Origin of the sequence: Variovorax frigidus, from assembly GCF_051216515.1 — a bacterium.
Taxonomy (GTDB): Bacteria; Pseudomonadota; Gammaproteobacteria; order Burkholderiales; family Burkholderiaceae_C; genus Variovorax.
The window spans coordinates 42,175-56,463 of sequence record NZ_JBPJZF010000011.1; the positions used below are offsets into that span (position 1 = coordinate 42,175).

Annotated in this window: 12 protein-coding genes; 11 read left to right on the forward strand and 1 reads right to left on the reverse strand. The window is 69.1% G+C overall.

Features of this window, described 5'->3' with window-relative positions; all coding sequences use genetic code 11:
* Positions 1 to 52 precede the first annotated feature (52 nt).
* The 6 genes from miaB to mdoH all read left to right on the forward strand — a co-directional run bounded on the left by miaB (position 53) and on the right by mdoH (position 7,403).
* The gene (gene miaB, locus ACSFBC_RS26995) at positions 53 to 1,420 is read left to right on the forward strand and encodes a tRNA (N6-isopentenyl adenosine(37)-C2)-methylthiotransferase MiaB (protein WP_435513410.1); all 1,368 of its coding nucleotides are present in this window, start codon (positions 53 to 55) and stop codon (positions 1,418 to 1,420) included.
* Positions 1,420 to 2,847, forward strand: coding sequence for a sensor histidine kinase (locus ACSFBC_RS27000; protein WP_435513411.1), 1,428 nt, complete (start codon positions 1,420 to 1,422; stop codon positions 2,845 to 2,847). Before miaB ends, ACSFBC_RS27000 begins: the two co-directional genes overlap by 1 nt.
* Positions 2,848 to 2,911: 64 nt before the next feature.
* Positions 2,912 to 3,571 carry a hypothetical protein gene (locus ACSFBC_RS27005; RefSeq protein WP_435513412.1) on the forward strand — a complete coding sequence of 220 codons (660 nt, stop codon included), beginning with the start codon at positions 2,912 to 2,914 and terminating at the stop codon, positions 3,569 to 3,571.
* Positions 3,568 to 4,998: a sigma 54-interacting transcriptional regulator gene (locus ACSFBC_RS27010; RefSeq protein WP_435513413.1), complete on the forward strand. Its 1,431-nt coding sequence runs from the start codon at positions 3,568 to 3,570 to the stop codon at positions 4,996 to 4,998. The genes ACSFBC_RS27005 and ACSFBC_RS27010 overlap by 4 nt, the downstream gene beginning before the upstream one ends.
* A 181-nt stretch (positions 4,999 to 5,179) precedes the next feature.
* Entirely contained in the window at positions 5,180 to 5,383 is a 204-nt protein-coding gene (locus ACSFBC_RS27015; protein WP_435513414.1) for a hypothetical protein, read from the forward strand.
* Between the two features lie 7 nt (positions 5,384 to 5,390).
* Positions 5,391 to 7,403, forward strand: coding sequence for a glucans biosynthesis glucosyltransferase MdoH (gene mdoH / locus ACSFBC_RS27020; protein WP_435513415.1), 2,013 nt, complete (start codon positions 5,391 to 5,393; stop codon positions 7,401 to 7,403).
* A gap of 154 nt (positions 7,404 to 7,557) precedes the next feature.
* Here the strand turns inward: mdoH and ffh are convergent, their stop codons facing one another.
* Positions 7,558 to 8,946, reverse strand: a complete 1,389-nt coding sequence (gene ffh / locus ACSFBC_RS27025) for a signal recognition particle protein (protein WP_435513416.1) — start codon at positions 8,944 to 8,946, stop codon at positions 7,558 to 7,560.
* 183 nt (positions 8,947 to 9,129) lie between these two features.
* Here ffh and ACSFBC_RS27030 point away from each other — a divergent pair, with 183 nt between their 5' ends.
* The 5 genes from ACSFBC_RS27030 to ampD are packed head-to-tail and all read left to right on the forward strand — an operon-like array spanning position 9,130 to position 13,966.
* Positions 9,130 to 9,942, forward strand: coding sequence for a cytochrome C assembly family protein (locus tag ACSFBC_RS27030; RefSeq protein ID WP_435513417.1), 813 nt, complete (start codon positions 9,130 to 9,132; stop codon positions 9,940 to 9,942).
* Positions 9,939 to 10,184 carry a PP0621 family protein gene (locus ACSFBC_RS27035; protein ID WP_435513418.1) on the forward strand — a complete coding sequence of 82 codons (246 nt, stop codon included), beginning with the start codon at positions 9,939 to 9,941 and terminating at the stop codon, positions 10,182 to 10,184. The genes ACSFBC_RS27030 and ACSFBC_RS27035 overlap by 4 nt, the downstream gene beginning before the upstream one ends.
* Before the next feature lie 12 nt (positions 10,185 to 10,196).
* Complete coding sequence (locus ACSFBC_RS27040) at positions 10,197 to 11,888, forward strand: two-component system sensor histidine kinase NtrB (protein ID WP_435513419.1); 1,692 nt, start codon at positions 10,197 to 10,199, stop codon at positions 11,886 to 11,888.
* A 4-nt stretch (positions 11,889 to 11,892) separates the two neighbouring features.
* Positions 11,893 to 13,386, forward strand: coding sequence for a sigma-54-dependent transcriptional regulator (locus tag ACSFBC_RS27045; protein ID WP_435513420.1), 1,494 nt, complete (start codon positions 11,893 to 11,895; stop codon positions 13,384 to 13,386).
* Entirely contained in the window at positions 13,376 to 13,966 is a 591-nt protein-coding gene (gene ampD, locus ACSFBC_RS27050; protein WP_435513421.1) for a 1,6-anhydro-N-acetylmuramyl-L-alanine amidase AmpD, read from the forward strand. Before ACSFBC_RS27045 ends, ampD begins: the two co-directional genes overlap by 11 nt.
* Positions 13,967 to 14,289 lie beyond the last annotated feature (323 nt).

Genomic DNA, 14,289 nt, shown 5'->3' on the forward strand with positions numbered 1-14,289 from the left:
GCCGCACGTGCGCCGGCACTTTTCCCCGATGGTCTTCCATCCCCCCCACGCCATGAGCAAAAAAGTCTTTATCAAAACCTTCGGCTGTCAGATGAACGAGTACGACTCGGACAAGATGACCGACGTGCTCCACGCCGCGCAAGGCTACGAGGCGACGCAGGACATCGAGCAGGCCGACCTGATCCTGTTCAACACCTGCTCGGTGCGCGAGAAGGCGCAGGAGAAGGTCTTCAGCGACCTGGGCCGCGTCAAGCACCTCAAGGCCAAGGGCGTGAAGATCGGCGTGGGCGGCTGCGTCGCCAGCCAGGAAGGTGCGGCCATCATCGCGCGTGCGCCCTACGTCGACATCGTGTTCGGGCCGCAGACGCTGCACCGCCTGCCCGAGATGCTGGCCCAGCGCGAGACGCAGGGCAAGCCGCAGGTCGACATCAGCTTCCCCGAGATCGAGAAGTTCGACCACCTGCCGCCGGCACGCGTCGAAGGCGTGACCGCCTTCGTCTCGATCATGGAAGGCTGCTCCAAATACTGCAGCTACTGCGTGGTGCCCTACACCCGCGGCGAGGAAGTCAACCGTCCGCTCGACGACGTGCTGGTCGAGATCGCCGGTCTGGCCGACCAGGGCGTGCGCGAGATCACGCTGCTGGGCCAGAACGTCAACGCCTACCGCGGCACGATGGGCGGCACCAGCGAGATCGCCGACTTCGCGCTCCTGATCGAGTACGTGGCCGAGATCCCCGGCATCGAGCGCATCCGCTACACCACCAGCCATCCCAACGAATTCACGCCGCGGCTGATCGAGGCCTACGCCAAGGTGCCGCAGCTGGTGAGCCACCTGCACCTGCCGGTGCAGCACGGCAGCGACCGCATCCTGATGGCGATGAAGCGCGGCTACACCGCCATGGAATACAAGAGCACGGTACGCAAGCTGCGCGCCATCCGGCCCCGGCTCGCCCTCAGCAGCGACTTCATCGTCGGCTTCCCCGGCGAGACCGACGAGGACTTCGCGAAGATGATGAAGCTCATCGTCGACATGGACTTCGACGCCAGCTTCAGCTTCATCTTCAGCCCGCGCCCCGGCACACCGGCCGCGGCGCTGCACGACGACACGCCGCACGAGGTGAAGCTGGCGCGCCTGCACCAGCTGCAGGCCGCGATCGACGGCAACGTCAAGCGCTTCGGCACGGCGCTGGTCGGCACCACGCAGCGCGTGCTGGTCGAGGGCGCCTCGCGCCGGGACGCGAACGAACTCATGGGCCGCACCGACTGCAACCGGGTGGTCAACTTCGAGGGCGATGCACGCCTGGTCGGCCAGATGATCGACCTGGACATCACCCGTTCGCTGGCCTACACGCTGCGCGGCGAGGTGCCGACCCGCGAACGCGCGGGCACGTTGGCGACCACGGCATCGCTGGCCGTCTGATGGCGAACCTGAAATCCGCCCGCGGCTCGTTCCAGCAATTGCTGCTGTTCGCCTTCCTGCTGATCACCGCGCTGCTGGTGGGCGTCGCGCTGCGCTCGGTGTTCCAGTACGACGCGCTCATGACGCAAAGCCGCGATGCGGCCTCGCGCGCGCTCGCGCTCTCGGGCGCCGCGCAGTCGCTGGCCGAGCGCAGCGCCGCCATGGAGCGCGCCGGTCGCCAGTCGCTGGTGCTCAACGACGGCGTGCTGCGCCGGCGCTTCGAGGATGCGGCGCGCGACGCGCAGAACGTGCTGACCCGGCTGGCCGACAACGGCGTGCCGCGCAGCTCGATCGACGCCTGGCGCATGCAGCTCGACGCGATGGAGCGCCTGCTGGCCGGCCCGTCCGAGACCGCGCTGGCGCGCGAGAGCACGCTGGCGATGCAGTTCCGCGACCTCGACGCGGTCAACACCGACATCGCGCAGCAGGCCCAGACGCAGATCGAGGCGCAGAACACGGCGCTGTCCACCCGCATCGAGGATGCCCGCACGCGCCTGATGCGCCAGGTGCTGGCGGCCAGTGCGCTGGCGGTCACGCTGGCGCTGGCCTTCGGCGTCTGGCTCGCGCGACCCTTCAAGCGGCTGGAACGCGCGATCGTCGGGCTGGGCGAGAACCGCCTCGACCTGCCGATCGACATCCGAGGCCCGGCCGACGTGCGGCGCGTGTCGCAGCAGCTCGAATGGCTGCGGCTGCGGCTGACCGAGCTGGACGCCGACAAGGCACGCTTCCTGCGTCATGTTTCCCATGAACTCAAGACGCCGCTGGCTGCGCTGCGCGAAGGGATCTCGCTGCTGGAAGACGGCGTGACAGGTGCCTTGAACCCGGCGCAACGCGAGGTCGCGCAGATCCTGCAGCAGAACGCGATCTCGCTGCAGAGCCAGATCGAGGCGCTGCTGCGCTTCAACGCGGCCGCCTTCGAGGCGCGCGACCTGCACCGCGAAAGCACGGCCCTGCTGCCGCTGATCGAAGAACAGGTCGAGGCGCAACGCCTGCAGTGGCAGGCCCACGGGCTGCAGGTGAGGGTCGAGGGCGAGTCGCTGTCGATCACCGTCGACCCGGCGAAACTGGGCACCGCGCTGGCCAATCTGCTGTCGAACGCGATCCGCTTCTCGGCCAGCGGCGGCACCATCCAAGTCGACGTCTCCAGCACCCACGACACCGTGCGCATCGACATCGCGGACGCCGGGCCGGGCATCGCCGAAGGCGATCGCGGCCGGATCTTCGAACCTTTCTATCGCGGCGAACGCCAACCCGAGCACACGGTGAAAGGCACTGGCATCGGCTTGTCGATCGTGCAGGAGTACATTGCTGCACACGGCGGCCGCATCACCTTGCTGCCGGACGGACCTGGCGCGCGATTCCGCATCGAACTGCCCCGCTCCGTCTGAGCCGCCCTCGCCCCCTCGCCCATTTTTCTCAGAACACAAGCCCGCACCCCGCGATTTCCGAACCATGTCTTTTCCGTTCGTCCGCCGCGCTGCCCTGACCTCGGCGATCTTTTCGTCGATGGCACTGGCCGCCTGCGTCACGCCGCCGAACCCGGCGCCCTCCGCCCCGCCCGTGATCGCCCCGACGCCCGCACCGGTGGTCCGGGTGAGACCGGTCGAGGCCGAGCCCATTGCCCCCGCCACCCAGCCGGCACTGGCCTTCACGCCGCGCGGCACGCCTCCCGTCGACGCCATGCTGGCGTATGCCGACAAGCTGCGCCCACTGGGCACCCCTGAACTGGCCACCGAGATCGCGCGCCTGGGCGACCCCGGCGATGCGCCGGTCGTGCAGATGCAGTTGGCACTGGTGCTGGCGCAGACCCGGGTGCCGGCCGACCTGGCCCGCTCGCTCGGCCTGCTGCAGCGCGTGATCGCCAATCCCGCGCCCGACGCGCAGCCGCTGCAGCCGCTGGCCCGCGTGCTCGCGGCGCGCTACCTGGAACAGCGCAAGATCGAGGACGACCGCGACCGGCAGGCGCAGCAGGCGCGCGATGCCCAGCGCCGCATCGATCAGTTGAACGACCGCATCGAGGCGCTGCGCGCCATCGAGCGCAGCTTCGCGCGGCCCAATCCCCAGACGCCGCACAGCAACGGCGCAAAGCCGGCCACGACACCCTCGCCATGATCGAATCCAAGCCGACCGAAGTCCATGCCAAGGGCGCTCGCCTGCTGGTGGTGGACGACGACCCCGATCTGCTGCGCCTGCTCTCGATGCGGCTGAACGCCGCCGGCTACCAGGTGACCGCGGTGACCTCGGCCGAATCGGCGCTCACGCAACTGGAAATCGAGCATCCGCAACTGGTGCTCAGCGACGTGCGGCTGCCCGGCCGCGACGGGCTCGCGCTGTTCGACGAGATCCGCAAGCACCACCCGACCCTGCCGGTGATCCTGCTGACCGCGCACGGCACCATCCCCGACGCGGTCGAGGCCACGGCACGTGGCGTCTTCACCTACCTGACCAAGCCCTACGACGCGCGCGAACTGCTCGAGAAGATCAGCCAGGCGCTGGCGCTGGGCGCACCGTCCACCACGCCCAGCGGCGGCGGCGGCGACGAGAGCTGGCGCGCCGAGATCGTGAGCCGCAGCAGCCGCATGGCCGAGGTGCTGGCCGAGGCCCGCATGATCGCCAAGTCCGACGCCAGCGTGCTGCTGCGCGGCGACAGCGGCGCGGGCAAGGAAGTGCTCGCACGCGCCATCCACAAGGCCAGCGCGCGCGCCGACAAGCCCTTCGTCGCGGTCAACTGCGGCGCCATTCCCGAGGCCCTGCTCGAGTCCGAGCTGTTCGGCCACATGAAGGGCGCCTTCACCGACGCGCACGCCAACCACAAGGGCCTGTTCCAGCAGGCCGACGGCGGCACGCTGCTGCTCGACGAGATCGGCGACATGCCGCCCGCGCTGCAGGTCAAGCTGCTGCGCGTGCTGCAGGAGCATGCGGTGCGGCCGGTGGGCGCGGCGCAATCGATCGCGGTCGACGTGCGCATCGTCTCGGCCACCCACCGCGACCTCGATGCGGCGATGGAGGCCGGCCAGTTCCGCGAAGACCTCTACTACCGCCTCAACGTGGTGACGCTCACGCTGCCGCCGCTGTCGGCGCGGCGCGAGGACATTCCGCTCCTGGCCAACCACTTCCTGCAGCGCCTGTCGACCAAGTACGGCAAGCGGCTGTCCGGCTTCGCGCCCGAGGCGCTCAAGGCGTTGACCACCGCCTCCTGGCCCGGCAACGTGCGCCAGCTGTTCAACGTGGTCGAGCAGGTCTGCGCGCTCTCGAGTTCGCCGCTGATCCCGCTGGCGCTGGTGCAGCGCGCGCTGCGCGTGCCCAGCGTGGAAGTACAGACCTATGCCGACGCCAAGCAGCGCTTCGAGCGCGACTACCTGGTGGGCCTGCTCAAGCTGACCGACGGCAACGTGGCCGACGCCGCGCGCCTGGCCGACCGCAACCGCACCGAGTTCTACCGGCTGTTGCAGAAGCACGAACTCACGCCCGGCCACTTCAAGGCCGACACGCCGCCGCCCGGGGGCGCCGAGCCTGTCGCTGACGAGCGACGCAAGTAAGTCGTTGATTTTGCTGGGCTTTGCCTCAGCCCTTCACTTCAGTGTCGGGCTTTGGCGACAAAAACAGGGCTTTGACGGCCGTCCGGCCGGTGAATTGGCCCCCCGGCCAGACTTGAGTCACGCAAGTCACTGATTTCAAACGGCTTTTCCATGCTGGCACGGGGTTTGCCCTTGTAGACGCATGACAGCCCTTTCCAGCCCCTCTTTTGCACTGCGCCCGCAGCGTGACAGCCTGCGTTCCAAGCAGTCTTCCCTCTCGCGCAGCCGTGCCGCCGGTGTTCTGACGCCGGACTACGACGGTCTGGGCGGCACCGCTGCCAACAGCGTCTTCAAGCGCTTTCCGGCAATTGGCGACACGCCTTCCCTTTCCAAGCAACGTGGGTGAGCCGCACATGAAACCCAACGATTTTTCCCAATTGAACGTTCTCGCCCACGAAGCCGAACTGCGCCAGCGCAGCACGCTGCGCGAAGACCGCCATCCGAACGCCGTGACCGCACCGCCGGTCAACCGCGGTTCGATGGCGCCGCGTCCGTGGCGCGGTTTCTGGAACAGCCTCGGCACCGCCGTGCTGGTCAAGCTCGGCGCCGGCGGCAAGACCGCCCGCGAACAGGCCAAGGAACTCGGCCCTGAGCAACCCTGGCAACGCGCCGCCAAGCAGCGCCGCCTGGCCTTCATGCTGCTGGCCGTGTTCAGCACCGCGATCGCCTCGACGCTGTTCGCTGGCGTCCAGCCCGACTACGACAACGTCTGGCTCGAATACGGCCAGATCGGCCTCTACGGCCTGCTCTCGGGCTGGGTCGTGACCGGCTTCGTGACCGCGCTCATGGGCTTCTACGTCTCGGTGCGCGGCGACAAGCACGCGCTCTCGGCCAAGCAGGTGGTGGACCATCCGATGAACCCGGAAGCCCGCACCGCGATCATCATGCCGATCTGCAACGAGGACGTGGCCACGGTGTTCGCCGGCCTGCGCGCCACCTGCGAATCGGTGGCCGCCACCGGCCATGCCAAGCAATTCGACGTGTTCGTGCTGTCGGACAGCTACACGCCCGAGACTGCCGCCGCCGAGCGCGCCGCCTGGGAAGACCTTCGCGCCGCCCTGGCCGAGAGCCCGAACCAGCCGCAGGTCGAGGTGTACTACCGCCTGCGCACCCGTCGCTCGCACCGCAAGGCCGGCAATGTGGCCGACTTCTGCCGCCGCTGGGGCAAGGACTACCGCTACATGGTCGTGCTCGACGCCGATTCGGTGATGAGCGGTGACTGCCTGACCTCGATGGTCAAGCTGATGGAAGCCAACCCGACCGCCGGCATCATCCAGACCGCGACACAGGCCATCGGCCACGTCACGCTGCATGCACGTGCCCAACAATTCGCTTCCCGCGTGACGGGCCGCCTGTTCACGCTGGGCATGCAGTTCTGGCAACTGGGCGAATCGCATTACTGGGGCCACAACGCGATCATCCGCGTGAAGCCCTTCATGGACCATTGCGCGCTGGCGCCGATCGAAGGCACCGGCGGCATGTCGGGCGGCATCATGTCGCACGACTTCGTCGAAGCCGCGCTGATGCGCCGTGCCGGCTACCACGTGTGGCTGGTGTCCGATCTGGTCGGCAGCTACGAGCAGCAACCGCCGGACCTGCTGTCCGAATTGCAGCGCGACCGTCGCTGGTGCCAGGGCAACCTGCAGAACGCCCGCCTGATGGCCGAGCCCGGCATTCACCCGGTGCACCGCGCGATGTTCGTGACCGGCACCATGGCCTATGTCTCGGCACCGCTGTGGCTGGCCTTCCTGACCCTGGGCACGGCCCTGTGGCTCAGCGGCTCGAGCATCGTGTCGAGTTGGAACGTGCTGCCGATGGAACTCGCCGGCCTGTGGATCTGGACGCTGGCTCTGCTGTTCCTGCCGCGCCTGCTGGGCATCGCCGCTGTGCTGATGCGCGGCGAGCAACGCCAGTACGGCGGCGTCTGGGGCCTGCTCAAGAGCTCGATGCTCGAAAGCGTTCTGGCCATCGTTCAAGCCCCGGTGCGCATGCTGGCCCACTCGCTGTTCGTCCTGGTCGCCCTCACCGGCGTCAAGCTGAACTGGAAGTCGCCTCCGCGTGAAGCCGCCGCCGTGCCGTGGCGCATCGCCTTCTCGCAACTGGCACCGATGACCGCGATCATCGCTCTGCTGGCGGTCGGCATCGCGCTGATCGACCCCAGCGCGCTGATCTGGCTGATGCCCGTGGGCCTGCCGCTGCTGCTGGCGATCCCGCTGACCGTGCTGACCAGCCAGATCGCGCTGGGCACCACGCTGCGCGACCGTGGCTTCCTGCTGATCCCCGAGGAATCGCGTTCGCCGGCCGTGCTGCGCCGCGCCTGGATGCATGCGATCCGCCTGGCTCGCCCGGCGTTGGCCACGGCCTGATGCACTGAACGGCCTTCCGCCGTCCTCCGAAAAGCCGACCTCTGGGTCGGCTTTTTTCATGGTGCCTGTCGAAGGCCTCGTCGCGCCAGCGAAAACGAAGAAGCCCGCCGAGGCAGACCCCGGCGGGCTTCAGTCGTTGAACAAGAGCGTGTTCCTAGAAGGGGAGCTTGGGGCCGCCCGGACCGCCCATGCCGCCCATGCCCTTCATCCCGCCCATCTTCTTCATCATCTTCATCAGGCCGCCGCCCTTCATCTTCTTCATCATTCCCTGCATCTGCTCGAACTCGTTGAGCAGGCGGTTCACTTCCTGAACCTGCACGCCGGCGCCGGCCGCGATGCGGCGCTTGCGGGTGGCCTTGAGCAGTTCGGGCTTGCGGCGCTCCAGCGGCGTCATGCTCTGGATGATCCCTTCCTTGCGGCGGATGTCGCGCTCGGCACGGGTCATGTCGGCCTCGGTGGCCTTGGCCGCCATCTGTTGCGGCAGCTTGTCCATGATGCTGGAGAGCCCGCCCATCTGCTTCATCTGCTGCAGCTGGGACAGGAAGTCGTTGAGGTCGAAGCCCGCACCGCTCTTGACCTTGGCCGCGAGCTTCTGCGCCGCGGCGACGTCGACGCCGGCCGTGACCTGCTCGACCAGCGCCACGATGTCGCCCATGCCCAGGATGCGGCCCGCGTGGCGCTCGGCATCGAACACCTCGAGGCCGTCGATCTTCTCGCTGGTGCCGGCGAACTTGATCGGCACGCCCGTGACCTGCCGCACCGACAGCGCCGCACCGCCGCGCGAATCGCCGTCGGTCTTGGTCAGGATGATGCCGGTCAGCGGCAGCGCTTCCTTGAAGGCACGGGCGGTGTTGATCGCGTCCTGGCCCTGCATGGCATCGACCACGAACAGCGTCTCGACCGGATTCAGTTCGGCGTGGAGATCCTTGATCTCCTTCATCAGCACCTCGTCGATCGCCAGCCGGCCAGCCGTGTCGACCAGCAGCACGTCGAAGAAGTGGCGGCGCGCATGGTCGATGGCCGCGCGCGCGATGTCGATGGGCTTCTGGTCGGCCGTGCTCGGGAACCACTCGGCACCGGCCTGCTTCGTGACGGTCTTCAACTGCTCGATGGCAGCGGGCCGGTACACGTCGCCCGAGACCGTGAGCACCTTCTTCTTGCGCTTCTCGATCAGGTGCTTGGCCAGCTTGGCGGTGGTGGTGGTCTTGCCGGCGCCCTGCAGGCCGGCCATCAGGATCACCGCCGGCGGCTGGGCCGCGAGGTTGATGTCGGAAATGCCCTCGCCCATGGTGGCGGCGAGCTCGCGATTCACGATGCCGACCAGCGCCTGGCCCGGCTTCAGCGAGCCCAGCACCTCCTGGCCCAGCGCCTTTTCCTTCACGCGGGCGACGAAGTCGCGCACCACGGGCAGCGCCACGTCGGCCTCGAGCAGCGCCATGCGCACCTCGCGCAGCATGTCCTGCACGTTGCTTTCGGTGATGCGCGCCTGGCCGCTCATCGTCTTGACGAGGCGGGAGAATTTTTCGGTGAGGGCGGTGGCCATGAGCGGGATGCCTTGTTGCCCGCTGCGGCGGGCCATTGAAAAGTCGTGAACGGAAGCCACGGTCTACTGCCCCCTCGCGGGACACCGAGGAACCGGCTTTGCCGGGCCTCCGGTGTCGCCCCCGGTGAGGGGGTTGGCGCTGCGACACGAAGTGCGCAAGCCTGGGGGAGATAAACTGACTCCATGATTTTAGCGATCCCCTCCCCACTCGGCGTGGCGCTGGGCATCGCAACCGCCGCCGCCTATGGGCTGACGGCGGCCGCTGCCTCCCGGCTGAACCGCCAGGCCACCCAATCCGCGCTCGGACTGGCGTGGCTGCTGCATGGCCTGGCACTGGCCGTCGGCCTGGTCAGCGCCGTGCCGCGCTTCGGTTTCGCGCCGGCGCTGTCGGTCATGGCCTGGCTGGTGCTCACGGTGTACGCGGTCGAAAGCCGCATGTTTCCGCAATTGACGGTGCGCCGCGTGCTGGCCGCGCTGGGCGCCGTGGTGGTGCTGCTCGCCGTGCTGTTCCCCGGCACGCCCCTGCACGTGGCGGCCTCCCCCTGGCTGCCGCTGCACCTGGCGCTGGGCATCGCCTCCTACGGATTGTTCGGCGCGGCCGTGGTGCACGCCTGGCTCACGACGCGCGCCGAGAAACAGATCCGCATGGCCACCGCGCCGCAGGCCGAGGTGCCGCTGCTGACGCTCGAACGCCTCACCTTCCGCTTCGTGACCGCGGGCTTCGTGCTGCTGTCGGCCACGCTGCTGGCCGGCCTGCTGTTCAGCGAGACACTCTACGGCGCGGTCGGCCGCGCCTGGAAGTGGGACCACAAGTCGACCTTCTCGGTGCTCGCGTGGCTGACCTTCGCGGTGTTGCTGATCGGCCGTGCACGCTTCGGCTGGCGCGGCCGCACCGCGCGCCGCGTGCTCTACGCCGGCGCGGCCTTGCTGCTGCTGGCCTACGTGGGATCGCGCTTCGTGCTCGAAGTGCTGCTGAGCCGAGGGGCCATCGCATGAAATACCTGTTGGTCCTGCTGGTGGTCTCGATCGGCATCTGGGCCTGGCGTCAGGGTCGGCGCGAAGAGATGCGCGAGAAGCGCGCCGCCGCGCCGAAGAAGGCGGCCCCACCGGCCGTCGGCCCGCCGCAGGCCATGGCCCGTTGCGCACACTGCGGGCTGCATCTGCCGGCGATCGATGCGTTGCCGGGGCCCGGCGGGGTCTATTGCAGCGTTGCCCACCGCCGCGCCGGCGCCGGCTGACCCGCGGGCGCGATGGTTCCGTTCATCTGGTCACGCGGCGATCCTGCGACCGATTGGGCCGAGCTCGAACCGCTGGCCGACCGAGACACCGCGCTGCATCGCCTGTGGCGCGGCTTCATGACCGCGCGCTGTTTCGTTGCGATGGTGCTGCTGCTGCTGCAGTTGCTGGCCTACGCCCTCAGCCAGACGGTGCACACGGTGGCCGCCCTGATCTCGGCCGGCTATCTGGTGGCCACGCTGCTGAGCGCGCGCTTCGCGCCCTTTCACCTGCCGCTGCGCAGCTTCGGCATCGCATGGGGCACGACCATCGCGATCGACCTGGCCGCCTTCACCGCACTGCAGTTGCTGCAGATCGGCAGCATCAACTACACACCGCTCTTCGCCCTGCCGGTGCTGATGGGCGCCGTGCTCGGCACGCTGATGGTCGGGCTGGGCACCTCGGCGGCGGTCACGCTGCTGCTGCTGGCCGATGCCGGCTGGCGCTGGCTCGACATGAGCGGCGACGTCAGCCCGCGTTTCGTGCAGGCCGCGCTGACCGGCACCGGCCTGTTCGTGGTGGCATTGCTGGCCAATCAGCTGTCGCGCCGGCTGGCGCGCGAGGTCACGCTGGCACAGCGCGGGCGCAGCGCGGCGCAGATGCACGCCCAGGTCAACGACCTGGTCATCGAGACGCTGAGCGAGGGCGTGCTGGTGATCAGCGCCGACGGCCGGGTGCACGCGGCCAATCCGGCGGCCGATGCCATCCTCGGCCAGGGCCTGGCCTCGATGGTGCTGCCCTTCACGCTCGGCACGCAGCCCGCCTGGCGGCCGCTCGCGGCCGTGGCCGAACAGACCTTCAGCCGGCAGACCGCGCAGATGCGCGAACTGCCGGTGGCCCAGGCCCAGGGCGCGGCGCGTGAAGTGCGCGTGCGCACCCGCCTGACGCCCGCCATCGAGGGCCGCGCCGACGGCCTCTGCGTGATGTTCCTGCAGGACCTGCGCGAACTCGAAGCCCGCATCCGCACCGAGAAACTGGCGGCCATGGGCCGCATGTCGGCGGCGGTCGCGCACGAGATCCGCAACCCGCTGGCCGCCATCACCCAGGCCGGCGCGCTGCTCAGCGAGGACCTGACCGACCCCGCGCACCGCCGCCTCATCGCGATGGTCGAGCAGAACGCGCAGCGGCTGGCCCGCATCGTCGACGACGTGCTCGACGTCGCGCGCGTGCGCCAGCAGCGCGTGCTGCCGCTGGGCGAGCAGTTCGCACTCGACCCGACCGTGCGCACCATCGCGGAGGAATGGGTGCGCCAGACCCGGCGCCACGGCGTGCTGCTCGTGCTGGAGGCCGGCGGCAGCGATGTGAGCTTCGACATCGAGCACCTGCGCCGCATTCTGGTGAACCTGCTCGACAACGCGGCGCGCTACGCCGGCGAACGCGAAGGCTCGATCCAGCTGACCACCCGGCGCAACGCCAAGGGCCGCGCCGGCCTGCAGGTCTGGAGCGATGGCGCCCCGCTGGAACCGGCCGTGCAGCGCCACCTGTTCGAGCCCTTCTTCTCCTCGGAAAGCCGCTCGAGCGGCCTCGGCCTTTTCCTCTGCCGCGAGCTCTGCGAACGCCACGGCGCCACCATCGGCTACGAGCGGCGCGCCGTCTCGCCGACGGGGCCGGAAGGCAATGCCTTCTTCGTGAGCTTCGCGGAAGCCGAAGGGCGACTGACACAATAGCCACGTGAGTTCCAACCATCCCCCCGCCGCGCGCACGGCGCAGATCCTGGTCGTCGACGATGAGCCCGACCTGCGCACGCTCTACGAGCTCACGCTGCTGCGCGAGGGCTACCGCGTCGAAGCCGCCGGCAGCGTGGCCGAGGCCTGGCAGCATTTGGAGGGCCAGCGCTTCGACGCGGTGATCACCGACATGCGGCTGCCCGACGGGCTGGGCATGGAGATCCTGCAACGCATCCAGCGCGAGCAGCGCGGCGAGCGCTGCGTGGTCATGACGGCCTACGGTTCGGCCGAGAACGCCGTCGAGGCGCTGAAAGCCGGCGCCTTCGACTACCTCACCAAGCCGGTCGACCTGAAGCAGTTCCGCGCCGTGGTCGCCTCCGCGGTGCAAGCCCCGGTGGTGCCCGTGCGGGTGGTGCCCGCCGCGCCGTCCGGCCGCGCCGAGACGGTCGGCGGCAGCGGCACGGCCGCGCTCGACCGCCTGGTCGGCGACTCGGAGCCGATGCGCCTGGTCAAGTCGCGCATCGCCAAGGTCGCGCGCGGCATGGCGCCGGTGCTGGTGCGCGGCGAATCAGGCACCGGCAAGGAACTGGTCGCGCGTGCGGTGCATGCCTGCAGCCAGCGCAGCGAAGGACCCTTCATTGCCGTCAATTGCGGCGCCATTCCCGAGAACCTGCTCGAGGCCGAGTTCTTCGGCGCGCGCAAGGGCGCCTACACCGGCTCGTCGCAGGACCGCGACGGTTACTTCCAGGCGGCGCGCGGCGGCACCCTGTTCCTCGACGAGATCGGCGATCTGCCGCTGGCCATGCAGTCCAAGCTGTTGCGCGCCATCCAGGAACGCAGCGTGCGGCCGATCGGCTCGACGCAGGAGGACGCGGTCGACGTGCGCATCGTGAGCGCCACCCACAAGGACCTGCAGGCCGAGGTCCAGAACGGCCGCTTTCGCCAGGACCTGTTCTACCGGCTCAACGTGATCGAGATCGCCGTACCGGCCTTGCGCGATCGGCGTGAAGACCTGCCGCTGCTGTGCGCCGCGCTGCTGGCGCGCATCGCCCGCGATGCCGGCATGAACGTGCCGGCGCTCTCGCCGGAAGTCGTCGGGCGCCTGACGGCCCATCCGCTGCAAGGCAATGTGCGCGAACTCGAGAACCTGCTGCACCGCGCGGTCGCGCTGAACGACGGCGACGAACTGCACCTGGATTTCGAAGCCAGCGGCGTGGCGCCGCTCGAACGCCCGGCCGTCGCGGACGCCACGGTGGTCGTCACGCCGCAGGCACCGCCGGCGGCCGTGCCCCCCGCCGTCCCGCCCGACCTGCAGACCTACCTCGATCAGCAGGAGCGCGAGATCCTCGTGCGAGCGCTGCGCGAAAGCGGCTTCAACCGCACCGCGGCGGCGGCGCGCCTGGGCCTGAGCCTGCGCCAGATCCGCTACCGCATCGCGCGCCTGGGCATCAGCACGCCCGGGGGCGAAGAGCCCGTGGGCGCCGGCGATGAGGGATGACGCCGATGCGCTCTGGCAAGCGGGCTGGTACCGCTTCGCCAAGGCGCTGCCTTCGCCCAACTTCGGCGCGCGGCCGGACGGTGCACGGATCGACCTGATCGTGCTGCACTCCATCAGCCTGCCGCCGGGCCGCTACGGCGGCGACGAGGTGCAGCGGCTGTTCACCAACCAGCTCGATTGGGATGCACACCCCTACTTCCAGCAGATCCGCGGCACCGAGGTGTCGGCGCACTTCTATGTGCGGCGCAACGGCGAGCTCTGGCAGTTCGTGAGCTGCGAGGCACGCGCCTGGCACGCCGGCCCCTCGGCGTGGCGCGGCCGGAGCAACTGCAACGACGACTCGATCGGCATCGAACTCGAAGGACTCGAAGGCGAGCGCTTCGAGGACGCCCAATACGAGACGCTGGCCAGCCTGTGCCCGGCCATCGCGCAGCACTATGCGATCGCCTTCGTCGCCGGGCACGAGCATGTCGCGCCGGGCCGCAAGATCGACCCGGGCCCCGGCTTCGTCTGGCCGCGCCTGCAGGCCGATACCGGCTGGCCGAGCGCGATGTTTCCCTCGGGCACGGTGGCAGGCTAAAGATTTTCAATCGCTGCGGCGTCGGCGATGCCCCATCCGCCCCACAGGACTGCGCGCGTTCTGCAAGGCACGGAGGCCAGCAACCATGGGGCCTGCAAGCCCAAAAGCGCTGGAAACCTGCATGGTTGCTGGCCTCGTGCAAACTGATCCAGTAACCATGCCGCATGGCACGCAGCCCAGGCGCGGATCACGCACTCCAGCATGCATTGAAGTCCGTGAAAAACACTACATCTAGTGATTGTGGGCGCCTCACACACTAGATATAGTGTGCCTGCCCGCTTCAACGGTCGCGAATGCACCGTGGCCCCGGCGGCCGAACGCCG